Below are 23,547 nucleotides of genomic sequence, written 5' to 3' on the forward strand. Positions count from 1 at the left end.
GGGAAAAAACTGCGCAAAAAAACTAAAATCTATTGCGATCCCGCGATGGAGCGATAAAGTAGAGATTCCCGCCCGTTGAAATGGGGGTAGCTTGGGATTCCTTATCTATTCCCCTTTTTTGGGAAACGCGCATGTTCTATTCGTCTCATCGAGCCCGCTCTGGGTTCACGCTGGTTGAGTTATTGGTCGTGATTGCGATCATCGGCGTCTTGATCGCTTTGTTGTTGCCGGCCGTTCAGCAGGCCCGCGAAGCGGCTCGCCGGACGCAGTGCCTGAACAATCTGAAGCAGGTTGGATTGTCGCTGCATAACTTTCACGACACCTACCAAGAGCTTCCCCCGACTCGCATTGTCATCAACTATCTCGGTTGGTCCGCGATGTTGTTGCCGTTCATGGAACAGACCGCGCTCTACGATTCGCTCGACATGACGAAGTCTTACAAAAATCAATTGGCTGCGGCGCAGCAGACGCCGGTCGCCGGCTACGTTTGTCCCAGTCGACATAGCGTGGGCGACTTGGCCACCGACATAGAAACGAGCACCGGCACGATCCCCGACGACCAAGGCGCCGTCGGCGACTATGCGACGTGCGATGGTCATTCTGGCGACGACGCCTATTACCGTCAGTCGACCGCGACCGGGATGATGATCATCGCCGAGGGAAATTCGACCAAATGGAAGTCCAGGACGCGGCTCGCGTCGGTCACCGACGGCTTGAGCAACACGATTGCGATGGGCGAGAAACATATTCGCGAAGTGAACTTGTTGAGTGAGCCGGCCGGCGGCGATGGTCCCGTCTTCAGCGGTTGGGCCTACTCGATCACGCGCGCCGCTGGTCCTGGTTATCCTTTGGCCAAGAACCCGAAGGATACGGTTTCTGGAGCCCAGAAATTGGTCTTCGGCAGTTTTCATCCCGGCGTGGTGAATTTTGTCCTCGGGGACGCCAGCGTGCGCTCGATCGCCGTGACGGTGGATACGACGAATCTCGGCTATCTGGCGAATCGCAATGACAATGAGGTCATCAGCGTCGATTTCTAGATCGCTTCGTATTTTGCTCGAATCCCCGTTGGTATAGATGCCTCTTATGTTTTTGAAATCGAATCGAACGCTTCAGCTCTGCTTGTTGGCCTGCGGCTTGGTCACTGCGGTCGGCTGCACCTCCGAAGTGAAAACGCATCCGGTAATCGGCAAAGTCTTGCTGCCCAGCGGTACGCCGGCCCAACGCGGGTTGGTGGAGTTTCGTACGACCACCGCAGAGGGCGAGGTCGTCAACGCTCACGGCAAGATCGAGCCGGATGGATCGTTTCGGCTGAGCACTTTCGCCGAGCATGACGGCGCGTTGGCCGGCGAGCATCAGGCCATCGTGCTCAACCCTGCGACGGACGACGGTGGGCCGGCGCACCGCGCTGTTTATCCCGAACGATATAGCGCCTACGAATCGTCGGACTTGAAGTTCGAAATTCAGCCGGGTCCGAATGAGATCGTCGTTCAGCTGAAAGCCAAATAGCGTCGCAGCTGGAAATTGGCGTTCCGCATCACGCAACCCAAAGGGACCGCATTATGCGGTCCCTTCGTCGTTTCTGGTAGAAATTCATCGCCGCGCTTAAGAAGCGACATCCCCCGTGGTCCAGGTCCCATCGACCAAGCGCCACGTCTTGCCGGTGGGGTTCTTGTCTTGCAGTTCGGCCGGCAGTCGCGCGGCGCGGACGTTGTCAAAACATTGCAGCACGGCGAAGCGGATCAGGGACGCCGGAATGCCGACGGCCGTGAACGCCGGATGTCCCGTCGCGGGGAAGGGGCCGCCGTGGTTCATCGCCGGGCTGACCGCGACGCCGGTCGGCATCTTGTCGTTCAGGAGGCGCCCAACTTTCACGCGCAGATGCGGTTCCAGCTGGGCGTAGGCGGCGTCGTCCGAGCCTTGCGTGTCGCTGTAAACGCAGCCGGTCAGGTTGCCTTCCAACGAATCGATGACGGCGATCACCTCGGACAGATCTTGGGCGACGACGATCAGCGAGCCGTTGCCAAACGCCTCGGTTTGGAAGACCAGGGGATCGGTTAAGAACTTGGCCGCGTCGACCTTCAGCAGCGTATTGGCATGGCTATAGCCGGTTCCGGCGCCAGCTGCTCCGCCGGCAAGTTCTTCAGCGCCTGCTTCTTTCAACGTTTGCAATGCGACGGTCAGGCCGGTTTCGACGGCCTTGGTCAGCAGCGTGCCGACCGGAGCCGCGGCGAACTTGGCGGCCGTGTCGCTCACGAACGCTTGGCTCTCGGCGTTGTCGATCACCAGCACCAGGCCGGGGTTGGTGCAGAACTGACCGGCGCCCATCAGGCAACTGCCGGTGAACTCGTCGACCAGCTTGTCGCCGCGCTCTTTTAGTGCGCCCGGCAGGATCACCACCGGATTCACGCTCGACAATTCCAGGTAGATTGGTTTGCCATGTTTGTCGGCCGCTTCTTTCAGCACCAATCCGGCGCGGCGGCTGCCGGTATAGGCGGTCGCACCGATGCGCGGATCAGCAACCAGCTTGGCGCCGTCGTCGTAGTTGCAGTGATAAAAGAGCTGAATCGTCGCCGGGGGGAGATCGGTTTCTTGCACCGCTTGGAAGGCGAGCTTCGCCAGGGCGAGCGTCGTGCCGGGACAGGAGGGATTCGCTTTGGCGATCACCGGATTGCCGGACGCGATCGCGGCGGCGAAGTCTCCGCCTGAGGCTCCGCCGAACGCAAACGGAAAGTTGTTGGGACCGAAGACGCAGACCGGTCCGAGCGGCGCGAAGTAAGCGCGAATGTTGCTTTTGGTGTCGATGGTCGCTTGCTTCCACGATCGTTCGACCGCGGCGGCGGCCGCTGTGCGTAACTGATTGGAAGTGCGCGGCAGCTCGACATCTTTCAGCCGGGGCGAGACCGGCAAGCCGCTTTCGGCGTTGGCGATTGCGCACAGCTCGTCGGCGTTGGCGTCGATCAATTCGGCGTAGCGCGTCAGGAACGCGGCGATTCGTTCTGGCGGCAATTGAGACAGCGTTTGAAACGCTTCGTCGGCGGCGTCCAGCGCGGCGTCGCAATCTTGCCAGGCGCTAATCGGATACTGGGCCGGTAGAGGTTGTTTGGTCGCAGGATTATCGACTTGGAACGTGTCGGCGGCGGCAGCCGCTTTCCATTGGCCGGCGATCAGAACAGGCTGGAGATCAGACATAGTAAGAGGCTCAACAGGTTTAGACGGAAATGGGCGAACGGTGGGGAGCATTCAGCTTAATGCTTTCGCGCAATCGCGACTGCGGCGCCTAAGGGCGAACGTCCGTGATTTTGCCGAAAGTATAAATCACCGAAAATCCGAAGTTCCGCCGCTTGGTGCGCCGCACGACGTGTTATCGCTGAATGATTGGATTGCGGAGCGTGCCGATGCCTGCGATCGTAATTTCGACAATATCGCCGGGTAACAGCGTAAAGTCATTGTCGGGAATCACGCCGGTGCCGGTCAGCAAAATAGCGCCGGTCGGAAAACTATTGTCGCGGCGCAGGTAGCCGATCAGGTCTTCGAAGGAGCGCGCCATCTCACCGATATCGGTTGAGCCGGTAAACGCGGCTTGACCGCCGCGGCGAACCGCGAGATCAATCTTGATATCGGCCAGATTGGGGAGTTCGCCGTCAAAGTCTTCTCGTAGTGCGATGCATGGCCCTAGTCCGCAGCACTGATCGTAGACTTTGGCTTGCGGCAGATAGAGCGGGTTCTCACCTTCGATGTCGCGGCTGCTCATATCGTTGCCGATGACGTAGCCGACCAGCTGCAGCTTCGAGTTGAGGACGAGCCCCAACTCGGGTTCGGGAACGTTCCATTTCGAGTCTTGGCGAATCCGCAGCGGTTGCTCGGGACCGCTCACGCGGTGCGGCGTCGCTTTCATGAACAATTCTGGCCGCGGCGAAGCGTAGACCCGGTCGTAACAGTCGGCGGCCGCTTCGGATTCTTCCATGCGAGCCGCTTTGCTGCGGGTATAGGTGACGCCGGCGGCCCAAACTTCTTGTTGCTCGATGGGGGGCAGTAAAGTGGCGCCGGCGAACGGAATCGGCTCGCAGCGGTCCGAGACATGGGACCTAGCGACTTCCGCGGGGTCCATCATTTCCAACAAGGGAAAAAGTGACATCGTGAGGGGACGGATCAGGTCTCCATCCCACCAGCCGGTCCGGGGTAATTGGCCAGCGTCGAGATATTTGACGATTTTCATAAAAGAATGAGATCACGCTGTGGGGGAGTGCAGATGGGGAACGGTCTCATCTTAACGTACGGTGATGCCTGCAAAAACCTTCTACACCGGTTTGCGAGCGATTTGGGCAAACCAAGCCGCATCCCAGGCAGCCAGGGGAAGCAGCGCCGCCGTTTCGATCCGAGCCGGTAGAAGCAAGCGACGTTAACCCCCGCCTGTTGCGCGTGTTAGGCGAGCGGTCATAAAATGGCCACCTCTCACCAGGTCCCTGGGCATAAGTTTTGCTGCAATCAGGTTTGGACCGACTGCGGTCTCTTCATTGCAAACTATATGGTGTGGCAACCAATCGTGGCTGACGTGCGCACCGTTGCCGTCCGGTAGTTCGGTTGTCGGGAGAGGGCGCTGGATTGCCGGCACGGCGCGGTGCGACGCCGCCCGTTTTAAATCGGTCGACGATACAAGATCGGCCTGGATGATAACTTGGGTCTTCACGGACTAGGTCTGTCTGCATACGATATGACAGAGAGAACGTGCGGTTTTTAGGCCGTCACTTCCTCGGTCATTTTCTGTTAATGCCTCGCTGCCGACGCTTAGGCTAACTTCAAATTCGTCGGCCCCTCTGTGATGGATGCTTCTAAGCTACGGCGTCAAATCGCCAGTCAAGCGGCGCGCTTGATGTATGAACGGCAAGAATCAGAATATTATCGCGCCAAAATGAAAGCGGCTCGGCGACTCTGCCGAGGCTGGGTCAAGCCGGCCGATCTCCCCAGTAACGCCGAGATCCGAGACGAAGTGCAGTCGCTCGCGCGGATGTTTGAAGGGGATGCTCGGCTCGACAATCTGCGCGAGATGCGGTTCGCCGCGCTCCATACGATGAAGCTGTTGGCCAACTTTCGCCCCCGTTTGATCGGCAGCGTTTTGACAGGGCATGTGCGGCGAGGATCGGATATCGATATCCACCTTTTTTCCGATAGCGTCGAACCGATCGCGGCGACGCTCGAGCGCGAAGGGATGTTCTTTGACATCGAGCGGAAAGAGGTTCGCAAGCAAGGGGAAAATCTGGTCTACATTCACGTTCATATTCGTGACGTCTATCCGATCGAATTGACGGTCTATCCCAGCGACAAGGCGCACTTCATCTCCAAGAGTTCGATCACCGGCAAAGCGATCGAACGCATGAGTATTCGCGAGTTAGAGATCTTCTTAGAGGCCGAATATCCCGACGCTGACGCCGACGAAGAGTTGGCCGCGGCCGAGAATCGCGTCGATCGCTTTTTGCACTACGAGATGTTGCTGCTGCCGCTGGAGCATGTGAAGCAGAACCCCCGCTACCATCCTGAAGGGGACGCGCTTTATCACAGCTTGCAGGTGTTTGAGCTAGCGCGACGCGAGTCTCCGTATGACGAAGAGCTGTTGCTGGCGGCGCTGCTGCACGATGTGGGGAAGGGGATCGATTTTCCCGATCATGTTGCGGCGGGGCTCGAGGCGCTCGGCGAGACGATCACCGAGCGGACCTATTGGTTGATTGAGCATCACATGGAAGCGCACGCACTGCTGGACGGATCGATTGGGGCGAGGGCCAAGCGGCGCTTGCAGCAGTCGGAGAACTTTGAAGACTTGCTGCTGTTGGGCAAATGTGACGAAGGTGGTCGCCAAATCGGCATGCAGGTCTTGGAAGTGGACGAAGCGATCGATTATTTACGCGATCTGGCCCGCGAATGCGGCGAATGGTGAACAGGCGAACTCACCGGTTATTCTTCGAAGATGCCTTGTCCGAACTTCCGTTTGCGCTGCGGTTGTGACGAACCGGCGGTCGGTTGATGCGGACCAGACGGGTTGGGCTGCGGAGGATGCGTTTGTCCTGTCGATTCGCTCGCCGATTTTTGAGAAGAGCGGTTCCCATCGTCAAACGAATCTTCTTCAAAGAATTCTTCGCCGGCGTCTCCATAGAAGTCGTCGTAGCGCGAACGATAGCCTGGTTGTTTGGCGGTTTCGACCTCTTTTTCGTATTCCTCGATGACGCGGTTTTGGATCATCTCGCGACACTCCGAGTTGATCGGGTGGGCGATATCGGCGTACAGTTTGGCGCGCCCATCGGCCGTTCGTTCGGCCGGCGGCAAGCGCAGACGAAAACCGCAGTTGTTGCAGTAGCCGGCGCGCAGATGATTTTTGCCGCCGCATTGCGGACAGTGGGCGGTCAGTTTACGACTGGGCATCGCAACAAACGGACCGCTGGCGCCTTCGATGATCTTGAGATCGCGCACGACGAACGAGTCGTCAAATGTGATCGAACAAAATCCACGTAGACGATCGCTGGCGTCTTCCATGAGTTTGATACGAACTTCGGTGATGTTCACAGCGTATCTCTCCCTGTTGGCAGTCGCGCTGAACGCAGATTCGCACCCGAAGTAGATAAAAAATCTTCGCTACGAACGCTGCGTCGGCTCGAAATGCCGTTAGTTCCAGTTGGATCGTCGTAATGTCGCGTTGCCTGGTAGGTCCTTCCGCCGTCCGCCTTCCTCAAGTTGTTCGTCTAATTCCAATGTACGCCGCAGTTGCTGGCGGTAAACACAACGCCCACGCGCTGGTTCTTTAGTTTCGCCGCGACGCCGCGGGCGTGCCGTGCATCTTTGCAGAGGGCGAAACAAGCGCTGCCGCTCCCCGACATTTGGCTGGAAATCGCTCCAGCTCGCATCATGCAACGCGTCAACCGATCAATCTCGGTTGATAGTTGCCGCGATGGTTCGGTCAGCCGGTTATGCATTCGGTGACCGATCTCCATCATCGATCGCGATTTCAACGAATCGCTTAAATCATGAGCCTCCAGCGGCTGAGAAGGAATGGTGCAGCGACGAAACACGTCGGCCGTCGACAACCCGCCGGGGGGGCGCACGACGACAAAATGCATTCGCCGTGGGATGGCCAGCGGAGTGATGATTTCACCGCGTCCGCGGCACAGGGCCAGTCCGCTGCCAAACAGACCGGCGTGCAAAAAGAAAGGGATATCGCTGCCGAGTTGGGCGGCGAGTTCCGTCAACTTATCGCGCGACCAGCCGAGCTTCCAGACAATATCGGCCGCCAACAGCGCCGCGGCCGCGTCGCTAGAAGCGCCCCCCAGACCGGAAGCGGAAGGGATCCGTTTCACCAACTCAATCTTTGCGCCGCGCTCGATTCCCGCGGTGCGGCGAACCAAGTCGACCGCTCGATAAACCAGATTCGACGGGCCAGAGGGCAAATCGCCCAACAGCGCATCGGCGTCTTGCCGAGCCGCCGATGCGACGGTTCCGGCGGCAAATCGGCAGTGAAGCGAGAGTTGCGAGTCCTCAGTCGCCGTAAAGCGAAGCGTATCAAAGACGTTGATCGCAGTCATGATAGTTTCCAATTCATGAAAACCATCGCTCCGTTTGCCCAGCAATTCGAGAAACAAATTCAGTTTCGCTGGCGCATGGACGGTAACCGAGTCTGCCGATCGCTCGAGAAACATCCCTGTTGTCCTTGCCGGGACATCACCGGCAAGGCCTTTATCTGGTATCTGGTGGAATAGATGGTGCTACGGGACAAGCGAAAAATAACGACGCTATCGTGACGGCGGCGAGCCGTTTGCTTGGGATCGGATTCCAGCAATGTAAGGCTCTAAAATCCGCCGGTCAAGCGAATTCGCTCTGGTGCGGAGCGGACTCGCCTATGGAGGAAGGGGATAGTTTTCTACAATCCTCTCTGACCTTACCTCGTTTCCGCGAAACTCGCACTTTCAAGCGATAAGACTCTCGCATATGAACCACAAGACGCCCGATCTGACGACTCCTTCCCCAGCGGCGCTGCGCGATGCGGCTCGACATGCCGGTTGCGGTCTGCTGATGGGCGCTGCGGATGCGATCCCCGGCGTCTCGGGCGGAACCGTTGCGCTGGTGTTGGGCATCTATCGCCGCCTGGTCGCGGCGATCAGTCATTTTGACGCAATTTCGGTCAAGCTGCTGCTCCAACGAGAATGGCGCGCAGCGGCGCAGCGGATCGACCTTTTCTTTCTGCTGGCGCTAGGCGGCGGGGTTGTGATTGGATTAGGAACATTCATTCTGCTCATTCACGAATTGATTGAACCTCACAATCCGGCGCGACCTTATACCTATGCGGTCTTCCTGGGCGCGATCGCCGCGTCGAGTTGGTTGGTGATGAAATTAATCCGCGCCGCGACGACCGATCAGTTATCGATCTGCTGGGCATTGGGGATCCTCGGCGCCGCGATCGCGTTTCTGCTGACGGGACCGCGCGTTTTTCCCGATGTGCAGCAATCGCCGCATCTCTTGTTTACGTTCTGCTGCGGCATGGTGGCGATCTGCGCCATGATCCTGCCGGGAATCAGCGGTTCGTATATTCTGTTGATTTTGGGGATGTATAGCTATCTCAGCGGGATCCCCAAGGCGCTCCTCAAAGGAGAAGCGATCGGCGGCGATTTGCTGCAATTTGTCGTTTTCGCCGTCGGCTGCGCCGTTGGCTTGATTGCGTTCAGCAAGTTTCTACGTTGGCTGCTGCATCGCTACGAGCCGCAGACGATGGCGCTGATGTGCGGGTTCATGATCGGCGCGATGCGTGCGTTATGGCCGTGGCGCGATGGTGACGCTTATATTGCGCCCCCGTCGACCGGCGAATTGATCGGCTGCACCGCGCTAGCGATCATCGCCGCACTGGTCGTCTGCGGCGCCGACTATTTTACCAGTGCGAATAAGAAGATCGACCAAGTGGTGCATGAACCGGTGGAATAGCGAGCTACGAAAAGCTGCCTGAAGCAGGGGCGGAATCCAATCGAATACCGTAACACTTACCCTCCGCATCAGGCGCCGCCATCGGATCTGGATGCCTCCAGAGCAGGTTCCGAAGCTGGCGAATCCTGAGCACTGCAGCACTGCTGGATGTGCCAGACAGCGGCACACGGCGGACCAGACCGGACCACGATGATTTTTTCTGGATGACCAAGCGGACCGGACCGCTACGATGTTTTAAAACGCGAATTGTCATGGGTGGCCGTGTGCCGTTGTCTGGCTCACTGGCGCCGCACGCCGCTTTTCTTTTCGCCGCACGGCAATCGACCATGACTGCGTGCGCTTTGTCAACCAACATTGGTTGACCGCGCCGCGCGGCCTTCTTTAGAAGCGAACGCGGAAGTCGGTGCGGAAGAGATAGTCGGCCCAATGGTCTTCGGTGACGCCGGTCGAACACGAAGCGCCCACATCGTAGCTCTTGCAGATAAACCAGCGGATGCCGGCCGAGCTTTGCACAAAGGTGGCGCCGCTGGCGCTGGTCGCGACGCCCAACGAGTTGGTGTAGGCGCCGGCTTGAAACGACCAGGCTTCTAGTTCAAGCGTGCCGATCAACGGCGAGCTAGGCGCCGGGTAGGCGAGCGTATGATTAATGCTGGTCGCCATGTGTAACAGCGATCCGCCATAGGTTGGATCGGCTGCGATGGGGATCCATTCGCCAACTTCCATCTGCATGTAGGTTTCGGAAGCCAAGTTGACGCCGACAACGACCGACGGTTCGAGCGAGACGTGCCCAGTGCCGAGTCCGCGCGAGACGCGTCCGGCAGGCATGTGCGTTTTCATCAAAAACGCGACCTGGAAAAGTCCGTTGTCGAAGAGCAGCGTTTTGGTGCCGATGGTCATGTCGCCGAAACCGGCGCCGTGCGGCGCTCCTTCGGGATCGACTTCCATATAGCGATATTCAAACGTCGCCGAGAACTTTTTGCCGCCGGTTTCGGTGTATTGGTAAAGCGTCATGTAGTCGACATCGGGAACGTAGGTCCCGGTCGGAGTGGGACCGGTCCCTGCTTTCGCCCAAAAGTATTCGGCGCGATCCGGGTGCGATAATCCAAAGCCGGAGTCGAAGCGAAACCGCATGGTCCCTTGCGGTCGCGGCGAAGCGACGAAAAATGCGGAATCCTCCAGCGGTTTCCAGGCCGGTTCGTAACAGGGATCGACGCAGCACACCGCATGCTGCACAAGCCACATGAAACGTCCTGCTCGAGTCGTCGCCGTGCAAGGTTCGCAGCGACATTCGCCGCAAGTGCTGCACCCGTTCAATGGAATTTGATAAGAGCCCCAGTCTTCGCCGAGTTGTTCATTCTGCAGCGGAGCGACCTGTACCGGAGGGCCGATCGGAACCACTTCCGGAGACTCGGGAGGAGTCGGCAGCGCCGATTGCGACTCGAAACTAATCGGAGCCGAGTTGAAATGAAACACGCGATCCGATGGCGAGTTGAAGATCGCTTGTTGCCCAGGCGGCTGCGGATCAACCGGCGGCAAGCGAAAGATTTCTTGGGCGTCGGCTTCTGCGCAAACGCCTGCTGCGATCCACAGTAGGATCACCGTGAATGAGCGGATCGGATTGAGAGAAGATTTGCCCACGCGGTGTAAATCGATGCTGTTAAGGATTCGGATGATGCCGCGGCGGGGGTTGTAGGGAATTATGGAGCGGCCATCAAGGCGAATCTCAAATCTCTTCTCGAATCGCGACTGACCTTGACGCGGACGCGCGTCGGCGAGTACATGCTGTAACGCTTTATTGCTCGTTTGAAGGTAGGAAATTATGCGACTGTTGCTAGCTGCCGTATCACCGGCCCTATTGCTTGGGGCGAGCGTTTGCTGGGGGCAAGACATCCCTGGGGTAGGAACCACCGCCGCTGCGTCCGCTTATCCTACGGCCCCGTTAGCGCCGATTCCCTCGGCTGCGTCGGGAGGCTTCTTCAGCGAGATCTGCTCTTGCTTGCACGCGTCGCACGCCAATTGTTGTAACTCGACTTTCGGACACTTCCTGCATGACTCATTTGCACCGGTCAGCATGATGACCGGCGGATTACTTCCGCCTCCGTGCAATAGCGTTTACAACCAAGTGAAAAATGGTATCGCCAACGGCGTTGGTCCCAACGGCCAACCGGTCTCTCCTGCCCAAGCCGCGGCGGCCAAAATTGCCGCCGATCAGGCGCAAGTGCCGGCCCGCGTCGCGGCGGTGAAAGCATTAGCTTGCGTCGACTGGCATTGGTACCCTGAAGCGGAAGCCGCGTTGATCTCGAGCCTGCGGTCGGATCGCAGCGAATGCGTCCGCTTTCAAGCGGCGATCGCATTCGCCGAAGCGCGAACCATGACGAAGGCGGCTTGCGAAGCGCTGCGGATTTGTGCCGAAGGGAGCGACAAAGATGGAAACCCATCAGAGAACTCTCCCCGCGTTCGCATCATGGCGGTCGAAGCGCTCACCCACTGTATTGACTGCGGTCAGTTGTTTGAACGCCCTGAAGACAACTACGATCGCCCCGAATTTCCCGAAGGAGCGTTGCCGGTCAACAAAGTAGCTCTGACCGGCTACTATCTAAAAGCTTCGCAGCGATCTTCGGACGAGCTGCTGGCGGCCGCCCGAAAAACAGTCTCTTCGTTCCGCGCGGTGGCGCAGCAACCGGCGCCGACTTTGGCCGGAGGAGCTCCTCGCACGATCTTCGGCCTCTGGAAGCAATCGGGCGTCGAACCGATTCCTGCTGGTCAGCCGCCGATACCGACGCCGGCCGAAGCGATGGCCGAAGCGCCGTCGTTCGATTCCCCGACCTATGTCGCCGAGCAAGCAGGACAAACGCAGCCGCCCCCGAACGAATGGATGCTCGAACCGGCCAACGCCAACCCCGTCCGCTATAGCCCGCCGCGAACTTCGCTGGCCCCCGGACAGTCGATCCTCCAGCGGTAGCCGAAGAGCGGACGCGGATGGAGGTCAGGCCTCAGCCTGACGCCGCGCCGCTTGGGTTTGGGCGCCATCGCCACGGCCGTGCGTGGCGATGATTACGCGTAAAACGAATGTTTGAGTTGGCGCTGCCCACCAGAATTTGCCTACATGAATACCACCAATCGACCGCCACGGATTGGATAACTTATTCATTGCCACGCAAGGTCGTAGCAATGGCGTCCAATGATTCTGCCGCACATCATCGGCCTTGGCCTAACGCCGCGCCTTAGAATTGCCGAGCGATATTCGTTCGCTGGGGCTGGCCGGCAATCAAGAGGAAATGCCCGGCCCGTGACTTCCACTCGCGCAGCTTCCCTGCGCGCGAGTGAGAAAATGCGGCTGCAATCTCTTTTACTTCGTCGCCGCCTTCAGTCCTAGCAAACGGCATACGTAGATCGGCGAGAGTCCGTCTCGCGGCGCCGGCGATGAGAACGATTCGTCAGTGACACGCGCGAAATGAGGCTTCTCAGCGGGCGGCTCCAGGGGCGCTTCGGCAGGATTCGCCAGTTCAGTACTGACGGCGTAACGAGGAGTTATTTTCGGCGCCGCAACTTTGACTTCCGGCGCGGTCGCCGGCGAGTATCGGGACGCAACGACGGGGGTCGACGGCGCCGGTTCCACTTCGACCGGGCTCGGATCGGTTTGGGTCGCGCCATTTTCGGGAGTCGTGTGCGCCGGCATGATTTCGGCGACGTCACGCGGCGATTTTTTTGGCGACGCTTTCGCTTGTTGCGCCGCAGGCGCCGGCGTCACGGCGGCGGTATCGCTGATTAGTCGAACTTGCGATTGATGCGGCGTCGCTTCGCCTGGAAGCGGCCCCATCACCATCGCGGGACGGCGCCAATCGATCGGATCCGCAGGTGGAATGCGAATCGGCGTCGTCGTAGCGGTGACGCTCTGGGGCGCTGACTCGGGGGTGACCGGGGGTAATCGTCGCAGACCCGGCGCCGGCGGCAAATCGCGCGCCGTCTCCGCTTTTGGGGCGGGCGCAGCAGTGGTTGCAGGTGCGGTGTTCGCTAGGGGAGGCGCAGTCGTGTCGGGCGCCGCAGTTTCGGCGGCTGTTTGCGGAGCCGAATCAGACCAGCGCGAAGCGTTGGCGCTGGTTGGCTGCAGCGACAAAGGAACGATGATCGTCAATCCGTAGGCGCAAACCGAAGCGAGAAATCGCCGCTTTCGGTCGTTCGCTTGCGTCCTGTCCATATTTTTACCCCCCTAACAGATGTGCGGCTATATTGCGCCGCGCAGCGAATCAGACATCTTCTTGATCGGGGCGAGGACGGAATCGAGTTGAATGATTATGCGGTTTTTGTGCGACAGGAGTACTTTGTGGAAAGTTTGGCTAGCGTCGCAAGCAGGCCTATCGCGGCGATAGCGTCGGGTTCCCGCTGGCGGAAACAGGTTTCCCTCTCGCTAAGCCCCCCCGTTTTCCGTTACTATAATTAGGTTTGGGACCAAGGATGGGAGCCCGGTATGTCAAAGTGGGAATGGATTTTGTATGCGGCGGCGGCGTATATCGCCGTGATGACGCTTGTCCGTTTTATGCGACAGCGTCGGAATGCGTTGACGACCCAACTGCGTAAAGCCTTTGACGAAGAACATCAGCGTGCGCTCGAAGCGAAGAAGAAACAAAAGCGCCGCGACGAAGAATTGAAGCGTCAGACGGTATTTGAGCAGATGCTCGAGAAATCACGTGACGCCGCCTAGCTAGTTACCGATCCAAATTTCGCCTGCGGTCGCCGCTTCCCGCGGACGTGCGATCCGCCTCCCCACGATTTGATCCATGCCCAAACGTCTTTATATCGATACCGTCGGCTGCCAGATGAACATGCTCGACAGCGAACTGGTTGTCGCCAGCTTGCGTCAGCAAGGTTACGAACTGACGACTAAGCCGGAAGAAGCCGATACGCTGTTGTTCAATACTTGCAGCGTACGCGAGCAGGCCGAAAACAAAACATACAGCCACTTAGGCGTCTTGCGCGACTTGAAGGCGAGCCATCCGGAGAAAATCATCGGCGTGATGGGCTGCATGGCGCAAAACCATCAGAAGAAGATCTTTCAGCGCGCCCCTTACGTCGATCTGGTCGTTGGACCTGGACAGTTGCATCAAATTCCGTCATTGATCGACAAGGTCGCCGCCGGCGAAGGACGGCAGATCGAAGTTAGTCTCGGTCGACGTGACGGCTCACGCGTGGAGATCGCGCGGAGTCACGAAAGCTTCGATCCGTTGCGTGATCCCGAAATGCGCCCGACGCCGTTTCAGGCTTACGTCCGCATTCAGATCGGCTGCGACAAATTTTGCACCTACTGCATCGTGCCAAGCGTCCGCGGCCCCGAACAGGGACGCCGCCCTGAGGATATCTTGGCCGAGACGCGACATCTGGCCGATCAAGGAACGGTCGAAATCACGCTAGTCGGCCAAACGGTCAACAGCTATCGCGGGCAAGATGCGGCCGGCAAGAGCTGGAACCTGGCCGATCTGCTGGCCGCGATCCACGAAATCGACGGCATTCGCCGCATCAAGTTCGTCACGAACTATCCCAAAGATATGACCGACGAGTTGTTGACCGCCGTGCGCGAGCTCGACAAGGTTTCGCCTTACTTGCACGTGCCGGCGCAAAGCGGTTCGAACGACATGCTGAAGCGGATGAAACGCGGCTACACGGTCGAGCAGTATCGGGACATGATGCGCCGAATTCGTGAAGGTGTCCCCGGCGCTGCGGTCAGCAGCGACTTCATCGTCGGTTTCTGCGGTGAGACCGAAGCCGAATTTCAGATGACGGTCGATCTGGTCGAAGAGTGCCGTTTCAAGAACAGCTTTATCTTCAAATACAGCGAGCGTGAAGGAACCCGCGGCGCCGAGCTCTTTTTAGACGACGTGCCGTTTACGGTCAAGCAAGAGCGAAATAACACGCTGCTCGAGATCCAAAATCGGATCAGTCTAGAAGACAACCAAAAGCAGATCGGCAATACGCTCAACGTGTTGGTCGAAGGGATCAGCAAAGCGGCCGCCAAAAAAGAGGATGCGGACGACTCGCCGGTTGTGCAATTGACGGGACGAACCCACTGCGATCGGATCGTCGTGTTTGACGGAAATCGCCGTCAAATCGGCCAGATCTTGCCGGTCGCAATCTACGATTCGGCGTCGCACACGCTCTTCGGCGAAGTCATCACCGAAGAGTGCGGGTCCGAATTGTTCATGCTGAGCTAGAGCGTTCTGCGACTATTCTCTTCGGGCTACGAAGAAGCATTGGCTTGGCCGTACTAACGCGGCTTGGTCGCGGCGGCGCGGAGGTCGCGAGCCTCCAAAAAGTCGTCGAGCTTGCGGATCAAGTGCGGTTGTCGCAGTTTGCGGATTGCAGCTGATTCGATCTGGCGAATTCGTTCCCGCGTTACCGAAAACGCCTGGCTGACTTCTTCGAGCGTTTGCACGCGGCCGTCAAACATGCCAAAGCGTCGCCGTACGATCTCTTGTTCACGACTGGTCAATTCCTGCAGCAATTGATTGATCGCTAGCGGTAGTCGTTGTTCATCGGCGGACGACTGTTCGGCGTCACCGGACGCAAGAGTATCGCCAAACGAGTCATCATCATTGTTCGAAACGTCCAGCGACATGATCGTGCGACCCAACCGATCGGCGGCGACCACTTCTCGTTCGGTCAGTTCCGCCTGCTTCGCGGTCAATTCGATCGGCGGTTCGCTCCGGTGTTCTTGTGACAAAATCGCTTTGGCGACGTTGATTTTTTGGATGCGATCCTGCATTCGTGCAGGCAGACGAATGGTTCTTCCTTGATCGGCGAGCCCCTTCATGACCGCCTGACGAATCCACCACGTCGCGTACGTGGCGAACTTATAGCCCAGCGAAGGATCGAACTTTTCGACCGCTCGCATCAAGCCCAGGTTCCCTTCCTGAATCAGGTCTAGATAGCTGAGTCCACGACCGCGAAACGACTTGGCGATCGATACGACCAGACGCAAGTTCGCGGACGTAATCGCGCGTTGGGCGCGGCAAAGCCCTTCGTGCGCTTGCATGATGCGGGGATATTGCCAAACGAGCGTTTCGGGAAACTCTTGGTACTTGTCGACCCAGACTTCGGCGCCCGCGCCTTGGCGGGGGAGTTGAAAATTGGTCCGACTATTCAAATCGCTGCGCTGGTTGCATAACTCTTGGACGAGTTTCCCCAGACGGGACAGGATGTCAGGCAAGAACTTGATCCGCAGAGTGAGACCTTCGATCAGAATCGCGGTTTGATAGCGACGACGAATGAGCCGTTCGATCGCTTGATTGCGCCGCTCGATTGGCTCGGGCGAGAGGAGGATTTGCAGATCGTCGGCGTTGCGCTGTTTCGCGTTGCGGAGATTCGCCAGGGCTTGCTGCAACTTCAGCATTTCGGCTTGCTTGCGAGCGGCGGATGTAACGGTGATCTCGAACGTGCGATCCAAGCGGCGCGATCCGTCCAGCGTTTCGACGATCAGCTTTTCCACTTGCTTGACAGCGACTCCACAGCCGAACAATCGCCGCTGAAATCTTTTGCGTGCAGTGATCACGCGCTCGGTGGCCAGGCGTTCTTCGTTCGCCGATAGCAACGGCGAACGTGACATTTCGTTGAGATAACGCCGTAATGCGTCATCATCCCAAGCGTCGCTGGGCGTCGTATCTTTGCTAGGCGGCGCCGCGTCTTCGTCGCCAACTTCCTCACGCGGGGGCGTGGTGGAATTGCCGGTTAATGTCGATAAGCTTTCGGTCGCTTGACCAGCGAGCCATCCTAGGTCGCTTGAATCATGAGGCTCAACGCCTTTGGCTGCCTGCAACATTCGCACTCGCTCCTTCTTGCGTCGCAGCGCCGCCCAAGCTGGCTAGCGGACCAGCACTGCGATTGATTTTGAGGGGCGGCTCGATGAATTCGCGGCTTAGAGTCCGAGCGCGATCGTTTCCAGATGCAGGTATAGCTCGTGCAGCGACAAGGTCTTGCGACCAGCGGCTGCAGCGGCAATCTCGGGCGTATCCAGGGCTCGGGTCAGTTCACGACCAGAGAGGGAGCCGTCGCCGCTTCGATCCAGCGAAGCGAACAAGCGTTGGGCCTGGGCCAGAATTTGCGAATCGTAAAGCTTGCCTTCAATCAATTGGAACTCACGCTGCAGCGCCGAAGCGCCAAACTCCGCCTCCACGAAATTCACCACGCCGTCGTGGTTCTGATCCCATAAGCGAATCTTTCGCGTGAATTCTTGGTCCAAACCCCCGGCAAGGCGAACGTTCTTCGTCACCTCTTCGTTGGTCCATACGCCATCATGATTGTCGTCGATTCGGAAAAATAGGCGAGCAACCTGACGCCCTGTTTCCGTTTCACGAAAACGTGCGTCCGCCAGGCAACTGGCCAGTTCGCGATCGTCGATCTGATTGTTATCATCCAAATCGAGTTTGGAAATCAATTCAACCAGATCTTCGTCAGTCGACGTCAAGATTTTGGGCAACTTTCGTAAACCCGCAAGCATCTCGATGTCGGAAACTTCTTTCGCCGTATCCGTCTTCTCGGTAGCGAGCAGCGAGAGCAATTGTCTCCTGTCTTCCGCCGCGAAGTCGGTTGGCTTTACATAACGATCAAACGCCGCATCCGCTTTCTCCGTGAGGTTGGGCGTCGCGCGAGCAATCGCTCCCGTCCCCATCGGCTTGGTTTCCATCTTGTCAGGCGATGGAACCTCCGTAGCTGGGTTCGATGTAATCTTAATACGCATCCCAGGCGGTTTGCGATCGGGCAAAGTTGCCGGAGCGGTCGGAATTTCAGATTTCACGCGATTGTCGCCCGTTCCCATCAGTTCGGTAAAGTTGGGCGCGTGAACTTCGGGCTGCGGAACCGCCGCTTCTGGTGGGTTGGCGTCCGGCTTCTCTTCGACCGTGGTCGGAGAGACGGTGACGGGAACATCGTTGTTCAGATCGACGTTCGCCACGTCGTTATGGGGGATATCGCCGTTGTCACCCAGCCAAGCGGGGACCGCTAGCAGGCCAGCAACCAGCGCTGCAGCGGCGGCGCCGACGCCGATCCATCGCCACGATCGATTCGGGTTACGGCGATGTCGGTCGGTCACGCGACCAGCAGGCGTCGGACGAAGTTCGACTGCGACCTCAGGCGCGACAGTAGTCGTCGCACTACGACGCGTGATTTCGGCAAAGATATCGGCCGTCAGATCACGTCCAACCGTCGCGGCAGGTAAGCTGTGAACGGCATTGCGGGTCGTCGCCAGGCTTTTCAGCTGATTCTGCAGAGTCGGACTCTCAGCCAGCGCAGCTTCAACGCGCTGTAGCTCGACCGGGCCAAGTTGGCCGTCGAGATAAGCCGATAGCAGTTCTTCTGGAATCCCGGCGTTCATAATACTAGTTCGAGTGCAAAATCTTTCCGCCAAGAATGTTACCGCGCATGATTCGCAGGCCCCAGGCGGATCAGGCCGCGCGACTCAAAACTTAAGACGGGGCCTGTCACGTAAAAGTTCCTTCTCCCCAAAACGAAGCTCAGACATCGTGGGAGTGGAAGAACTAAGTGTAACGCAAATAACGAGTTAACGCAGGAATGCGGTTTTCTTTTTTTGTAAAACGATTCGCTAGCGGGAATCGTCTTCCTGGTTGAAATAGTCTCCCCAATTCCTACAAAGATGGTGATTAGGGCCCTCCATCGTGGTAGAGTGGGAGGAATCTTTGAGCTTCGTTGGACCCTGCGCTCAATTTTCCCATCATGCATCAGCCTGCGCTTTTCCCCATGATTAGGTATCTAACTACCTTACTGCTAATGCTATGCGCTGCTTCCGTTTTTGCTCAAGAAGCAAAGCCCGAAGCGGTTCAGGCGACTCCCAGCGGTGCTGTGGAGGCCCGTTCGCGTCAATCTGGTCCCAGCGCCAAGCCGACTACAAGTACGCCGGCAGACGCCGCCGCCAAGCCGGGTGAAACCAAGCCCGGTGAAGCGAAGTCGGACGAGAAGTCGCCGATGGGAGAGAAACCGGCCGCAGGCCAGCCGAAACCAGGCGAGCCGATCAAACGTCCTGATACGCCGCCGGACGAGGCCGATCCAAAAGAGCTGAAAGTTCGCCCTGACCTGCAAGGGAAAGTTGAATTCAGTTTTCGCGGTCAGTCGTGGAAAGCGGTGCTCGATTGGTTGGCTGAGATTTCCGGCACGAGTCTCGACTGGCAAGAGTTGCCAGGGGATTATCTGAATCTAACGACGCAACGTCCCTACAAGATTGACGAAGTGCGCGATCTGCTGAACGAACGTCTGATGATGCGCGGCTACACCATCCTGCGTCAGCAAGATGGATTGGTCGTCACGAAACTCGACAAGCTCGATCCCGCTTCGGTGCCGCGGGTTCATCCCGAGGATCTTCGCTATCGCGATCCGCACGAGTTCGTCAAAGTTTCGTTTCCGCTCAGTTGGTTGATCGCTGAAACGGCCGTCGAAGAATTGAAGCCGATGCTGAGCCCGCATGGCAAGATGACGGCCCTCACAACATCCAATCGGTTAGAGTCGCTGGACGCGGTCGCCAACTTGATCGACATCTATCACATGCTGCAAGAAGAGCAATCAGGCTCGGCCCAGTCGACCCGGATGATGCCGTTTCAATTGCGATATACTCGCGCCGCCGACATCAAAACCCAGATTGAATCGCTGCTGGGAATGTCGAAATCGTCGGGTCCCGCGATGCCGATGGATCGAAATCAGATGCAGCAAATGCAACAGATGCAGCAGCAAATGCAGCAGCAGATGCAACAAATGCAGCAGGGAAAAGGGGGCGCCAAAAAGCCCAGCAGCCGCGATGACGAAGAACTGCAGTTGATCGTCAATCCCCGGAACAACAGTCTGGTCGCGTATGGTCCGCCGGATCGGATTTCGCTGGTTTCTCAAGCGGTGCGAATGCTGGACGTGCCCAAGGATAGCCAGTACGCGGCTTCTGAAAGCTTTGAAGAGATGAAAATTCATCGCTTGGATCAATTGGACCCCAAGACGGTGATCAAAGTGATGGAAGAGACCGGCGGTCTCAATCCAGCGACGATCCTGTACGCGGACGAAAAGAACAAAGCGGTGGTCGTGATTTCCAATGATCTGAAAGATCATCAGCAAGTCGACATGTTGATCAAGAAGCTGGATGGGTCTGGGCGACAGTTCAAAGTGATTCCTTTGCGGCGCTTAAAAGCGGATTATGTCGCCGGTACGATCCGTTTCATGATGGGCAAGGAAGAGCAAAAAGAAGAGCCGCGTCGCAACAGCTATTCCTATTACGGTTATGGATACGGCGGCCGCAATCAGGAAGAAGAAAAAGAGGACGACTCGTTTCGCGTCGACGCCGACGTGATCAGCAATCGCTTGTTGCTGTGGGCGAACGAACTTGAGCTGGAAGAGATCAACAAGTTGCTGACGCAATTGGGCGAGATTCCGCTGGAAGGGACGCCTGGCGATTTGGTGCGGCGAGTCGATGTGGGAGACGCCGAGACGGCTCGCAAGTTGATGGATCGCGTCCAAAAGCTTTGGCCCGGCGCCGGCGCCAATCCGCTGCAGATTGACTTGCCTGCCGCTGAGCCGGCGGCCGACGAAAACCAAGAGACGCCGTCTGCGGCCCAGACCGATGACAAAGCGACCAGCTTGCCGGTCGGCAAGTTTCACTTTGCCCAAGAGCGAATGACCGTTGCCGTTGAAGAGCCGGTTGTTGAAGCCGAGAAACAAGCGACGGCGGTCGCCGCAGCCGCGCCGCCGATTCAGATCGGGCTCGATTCGCAAGGACATTTGACGATCAGTTCGGCCGATGCCGACGCGCTGAATCGCATCGAAGATTTGATCCGCGAACTCGCGCCGCCTCCTAAGGATTGGCACGTATTCACGTTGAAATACGCTTCCGCTTCGTTAGTGATTCTCAATCTGGAGGAGTTCTTCGAAGAGAAAAAAGAGGATGATTCGGATGACTCATTCCGTCGCTGGTGGTATGGAATGCCGGAAGATTCAAAGCAGGAAGATCCGCTCCGGTTGTCCAATCGCCGCCCGTTGAAGTTTATCTATGATATCGACACCAACACGATCGTCGTGCAAGGCGCCGACAATGACCAACTGAAGACGATCGCCGATCTGATTGAACTTTATGACAGACAAGAGCCGGTCACTTCACAGACGGCGCGGATCAATTCGATCTACCAGGTTCGCTATTCCAAAGCCGAAGTCGTGGCCGACGCGGTCAAAGACGTCTTCCGGGATTTGTTGTCTTCCAACGATAAAGCGCTCCAGCAAAATCAGCAGGGAGGCGAACAGCGCCAAGGTTCGAGCCGCGGGCGATCTTCGTTCTTCGGTGACGACAGCAACTCGGCCGCTCCCACTCGGATCACCTTTCAAGGAAAACTCTCGATCGGCATCGACAACGTCTCGAACACGCTGTTGATTTCGACCGAAGGGGAGAGCCTGATGACGCTGGTGACCGACATGATCAAGCGCGTCGACGAATTGGCCAAGCCGGTCTCCACCATGCGTGTGATCACGCTCAATGGAAGCGGAAACCCCGTGAAGATTCGGGACGCGCTCGACAAATTGCTACGCGAGCAGAAAGCGAACAACCCGCAGCCGAATCAACGCGGCCCGCAAAATGGTCAACCGCAGGTGCAGCCAGGGATGAACGGCGGCGCCGAAGTCGCGCAGTAAGGCGGTTGAGGATGCTACTACTCTTCGTAGCCCGCAGCGCGAGCGAAGAGATTACGGGCTCTTTGGTTCCGCCGGCGTCTCGGTTTCGCTCTCGGGGGCGGCGGCTTCTTCTGGGGGCGCCTGTTCACTTTCGGGCGCCGGCTGCTCTTCGACGGGGACGCTCGCGGGAGTTTCGCTCAGCGCTTGTTGCGCCTGTTCCATTTGTTCCCACGCCCAAGGTTTGTCTCCATACAGGTCGATCAGCCCTTGGTAAATTTGCCGCGCCTTGTTCGGCTCGTCGGCAGCCATCTGGTTGGCGGCCGCCATGCGAGCGCCGATTTCGGCAAGTTGCTTGCTGCTGGTCTCGGCCAGTTGCTTGTCAAGTTGCACGAGTCGACGTGCGGCGAGAGTCAGACAGCGACTTGCATCGCCGGTGATCCGATCCGGCGGACCGTAGACGGCCAGCAAGGCCCGCATCTTGGCGGCAGCTTCTTCCGGCGCCGAGTCGATCTGACGCAGCGCGTCGATATAGGCGATCTCAATCGCATCAAACGTCTCGGTCTTTTGCCGTAACTGCATGGTTAGGCGATAACGGCGTTCGCGACGATCCAGGCTGAGTTCTTCTTTCCACGATTTGACTTCTTCAACGCGCGGGTCGTCGGGATAGATGGCGATAAACTGATCGAGTTCATCACCGGCTTCGTCTAATTGACCATTGTCGACGGACGCTGCAAGCTGCTCATACATCGCATCGGCGGAAGGGGCGCGCGGGAGCCAGAAGATCAGGACCACGATCACGACCAGGGCCAGCGCGATCAGGCCGGTTTGAATATGATTTCGCCAAGACGAAACTGGTTCGACGTTGTGCGTAAAGTAACGTCCTGACTTGCTATCTTGAGCGACCGTCGTGAAATGTTTGGTTTGCCCGATCGGGGGCGGCGGTTCCGGAGCGGCGGACTCGGGGGCGATGCGCGTTTCGTCATCGGCAATGATCTGAGCCGATTCGCTGGCGTCTCTTTTCAGGCGATAATCGTCCAGCAAGTCGGGAGTCTGCGTTTCGATCACGGCCGATTCGATGCGAAAGGCCGCTTCGTCAGGAATCTCGGACTCCAACAGCGCTTCGATCCGGCGAATCACGGTCGTCGCGGTGGGAAAGCGATCGCGGGGATGCTTTTCCAGCAGACGATGGATGATGTCAGCCGCTTCTTCGGGAACTCCATCGCACAAGCGATCAATCGGCGGCGGCTCGGAGTTTCGCAGCTTGTCGAGCGCCTCGGTGACTGTTTTCGCGCGAAACGGCGGCTGCTTGGCCAGCATCGCGTAAATGACGGCGCCCAGACTATAGAGATCGCTGCGTGGGCTGACCGGTTCGCCAAAGGCTTGTTCGGGGGCCATGAAGTCGGCGGTGCCGATGATTCCTCCGTCGGCCGTCACCCCGGTTGCGCCAAAGAGCCGAGCGATGCCAAAGTCGGAGATTTTGACGTTCCCCTCTTTGTCGATCAGAATGTTCGCCGGCTTCACGTCGCGATGAATGACGCCAAAGTCGTGCGCGTGCTTCAAGCCTTGGGCGATCGCTAAGCCGATTTCGAACGCTTCTCGCCAAGTGTAGTCGCGCTTTCGCTGGATCAATTCTGACAGACTGTTCCCATCGACCAACTCCATCGCGTAGAACATGCCGGCCGGTTCTTCTCCATAGCCGAACAAGCGAACGATGTGCGGATGCTTCAGCGTTTTGAGCGTTTCGATCTCGCGTTCAAAACGCTCGCGGGCTCCTCCGCGACCAGCTCCGCCGTGCAATACCTTGATCGCGGCCCGATCGCCGGTTCGCTCATCGACGCCGACATAAACGGTGCCCATGCCGCCGCGACCGAGCGTTTCGTGAATGACGTAAGGGCCGAATTTTTCGTGGGTCATGAGCGCGTGCGAAATCGAGAGGAGCGGAGAAGAAGAGATGCA

Annotated in this window: 18 protein-coding genes; 9 read left to right on the forward strand and 9 right to left on the reverse strand. The window is 58.0% G+C overall.

Annotated features, from left to right (window positions below; all coding sequences use genetic code 11):
* Window positions 1-131: 131 nt before the first annotated feature.
* Window positions 132-1,037, forward strand: a complete 906-nt coding sequence (locus tag DSM3645_RS03335; protein WP_002650608.1) for a DUF1559 domain-containing protein — start codon at window positions 132-134, stop codon at window positions 1,035-1,037.
* Between the two features lie 46 nt (window positions 1,038-1,083).
* The gene (locus DSM3645_RS03340; protein ID WP_002650609.1) at window positions 1,084-1,506 is read left to right on the forward strand and encodes a hypothetical protein; all 423 of its coding nucleotides are present in this window, start codon (window positions 1,084-1,086) and stop codon (window positions 1,504-1,506) included.
* Window positions 1,507-1,602: 96 nt separating this feature from the next.
* On the opposite strand, the gene DSM3645_RS03345 is transcribed toward DSM3645_RS03340, so the two are convergent.
* Together DSM3645_RS03345 and DSM3645_RS03350 are read right to left on the reverse strand one after the other, a co-directional pair.
* Window positions 1,603-3,189, reverse strand: coding sequence for an aldehyde dehydrogenase (NADP(+)) (locus DSM3645_RS03345; RefSeq protein ID WP_002650610.1), 1,587 nt, complete (start codon window positions 3,187-3,189; stop codon window positions 1,603-1,605).
* 172 nt (window positions 3,190-3,361) lie between these two features.
* Window positions 3,362-4,216 carry a fumarylacetoacetate hydrolase family protein gene (locus DSM3645_RS03350; RefSeq protein WP_002650611.1) on the reverse strand — a complete coding sequence of 285 codons (855 nt, stop codon included), beginning with the start codon at window positions 4,214-4,216 and terminating at the stop codon, window positions 3,362-3,364.
* A 603-nt stretch (window positions 4,217-4,819) separates the two neighbouring features.
* Between DSM3645_RS03350 and DSM3645_RS03355 the strand changes: the two genes are divergently transcribed.
* On the forward strand, window positions 4,820-5,929 hold the full coding sequence (locus DSM3645_RS03355; protein ID WP_002650612.1) for an HD domain-containing protein: 1,110 nt from the start codon (window positions 4,820-4,822) through the stop codon (window positions 5,927-5,929).
* Between the two features lie 17 nt (window positions 5,930-5,946).
* On the opposite strand, the gene DSM3645_RS03360 is transcribed toward DSM3645_RS03355, so the two are convergent.
* Window positions 5,947-6,552, reverse strand: a complete 606-nt coding sequence (locus DSM3645_RS03360; RefSeq protein WP_002650613.1) for a SpoVG family protein — start codon at window positions 6,550-6,552, stop codon at window positions 5,947-5,949.
* 176 nt (window positions 6,553-6,728) lie between these two features.
* Window positions 6,729-7,622, reverse strand: a complete 894-nt coding sequence (gene ispE, locus DSM3645_RS03365) for a 4-(cytidine 5'-diphospho)-2-C-methyl-D-erythritol kinase (protein ID WP_237564859.1) — start codon at window positions 7,620-7,622, stop codon at window positions 6,729-6,731.
* Here ispE and DSM3645_RS31125 point away from each other — a divergent pair.
* Together DSM3645_RS31125 and DSM3645_RS03370 are read left to right on the forward strand one after the other, a co-directional pair.
* Window positions 7,581-7,739, forward strand: a complete 159-nt coding sequence (locus tag DSM3645_RS31125) for a hypothetical protein (RefSeq protein ID WP_237564891.1) — start codon at window positions 7,581-7,583, stop codon at window positions 7,737-7,739. The two genes, ispE and DSM3645_RS31125, sit on opposite strands and share 42 nt — an antisense overlap.
* A 229-nt stretch (window positions 7,740-7,968) precedes the next feature.
* Window positions 7,969-8,955: a DUF368 domain-containing protein gene (locus tag DSM3645_RS03370; protein ID WP_002650615.1), complete on the forward strand. Its 987-nt coding sequence runs from the start codon at window positions 7,969-7,971 to the stop codon at window positions 8,953-8,955.
* A gap of 381 nt (window positions 8,956-9,336) precedes the next feature.
* On the opposite strand, the gene DSM3645_RS03375 is transcribed toward DSM3645_RS03370, so the two are convergent.
* Window positions 9,337-10,593, reverse strand: coding sequence for a transporter (locus tag DSM3645_RS03375; RefSeq protein WP_040351574.1), 1,257 nt, complete (start codon window positions 10,591-10,593; stop codon window positions 9,337-9,339).
* 181 nt (window positions 10,594-10,774) lie between these two features.
* On the opposite strand from DSM3645_RS03375, the gene DSM3645_RS03380 reads away from it, so the two are divergent.
* The gene (locus tag DSM3645_RS03380; protein ID WP_161603281.1) at window positions 10,775-11,917 is read left to right on the forward strand and encodes a HEAT repeat domain-containing protein; all 1,143 of its coding nucleotides are present in this window, start codon (window positions 10,775-10,777) and stop codon (window positions 11,915-11,917) included.
* Between the two features lie 387 nt (window positions 11,918-12,304).
* Here the strand turns inward: DSM3645_RS03380 and DSM3645_RS03385 are convergent, their stop codons facing one another.
* Complete coding sequence (locus DSM3645_RS03385; protein WP_002650619.1) at window positions 12,305-13,153, reverse strand: hypothetical protein; 849 nt, start codon at window positions 13,151-13,153, stop codon at window positions 12,305-12,307.
* A gap of 270 nt (window positions 13,154-13,423) precedes the next feature.
* On the opposite strand from DSM3645_RS03385, the gene DSM3645_RS03390 reads away from it, so the two are divergent.
* Both DSM3645_RS03390 and miaB read left to right on the forward strand, forming a co-directional pair.
* The gene (locus DSM3645_RS03390) at window positions 13,424-13,657 is read left to right on the forward strand and encodes a hypothetical protein (RefSeq protein WP_002650620.1); all 234 of its coding nucleotides are present in this window, start codon (window positions 13,424-13,426) and stop codon (window positions 13,655-13,657) included.
* A 76-nt stretch (window positions 13,658-13,733) separates the two neighbouring features.
* A complete protein-coding gene (gene miaB, locus DSM3645_RS03395; RefSeq protein WP_002650621.1) occupies window positions 13,734-15,161 on the forward strand; it encodes a tRNA (N6-isopentenyl adenosine(37)-C2)-methylthiotransferase MiaB in 1,428 nt (475 codons plus the stop codon).
* Window positions 15,162-15,214: 53 nt separating this feature from the next.
* Here miaB and DSM3645_RS03400 read toward each other — a convergent pair whose 3' ends face one another.
* Both DSM3645_RS03400 and DSM3645_RS03405 read right to left on the reverse strand, forming a co-directional pair.
* Complete coding sequence (locus DSM3645_RS03400) at window positions 15,215-16,765, reverse strand: RNA polymerase sigma factor RpoD/SigA (RefSeq protein ID WP_002650622.1); 1,551 nt, start codon at window positions 16,763-16,765, stop codon at window positions 15,215-15,217.
* Between the two features lie 96 nt (window positions 16,766-16,861).
* Window positions 16,862-18,316: a zf-HC2 domain-containing protein gene (locus DSM3645_RS03405; protein ID WP_002650623.1), complete on the reverse strand. Its 1,455-nt coding sequence runs from the start codon at window positions 18,314-18,316 to the stop codon at window positions 16,862-16,864.
* Between the two features lie 383 nt (window positions 18,317-18,699).
* On the opposite strand from DSM3645_RS03405, the gene DSM3645_RS03410 reads away from it, so the two are divergent.
* A complete protein-coding gene (locus DSM3645_RS03410) occupies window positions 18,700-21,612 on the forward strand; it encodes a secretin N-terminal domain-containing protein (protein ID WP_161603282.1) in 2,913 nt (970 codons plus the stop codon).
* Window positions 21,613-21,663: 51 nt separating this feature from the next.
* On the opposite strand, the gene DSM3645_RS27620 is transcribed toward DSM3645_RS03410, so the two are convergent.
* Window positions 21,664-23,505 carry a serine/threonine-protein kinase gene (locus DSM3645_RS27620; RefSeq protein ID WP_002650625.1) on the reverse strand — a complete coding sequence of 614 codons (1,842 nt, stop codon included), beginning with the start codon at window positions 23,503-23,505 and terminating at the stop codon, window positions 21,664-21,666.
* Window positions 23,506-23,547 lie beyond the last annotated feature (42 nt).

This window comes from Blastopirellula marina DSM 3645 (assembly GCF_000153105.1).
In the GTDB taxonomy this organism is placed as follows: Bacteria; Planctomycetota; Planctomycetia; order Pirellulales; family Pirellulaceae; genus Blastopirellula; species Blastopirellula marina.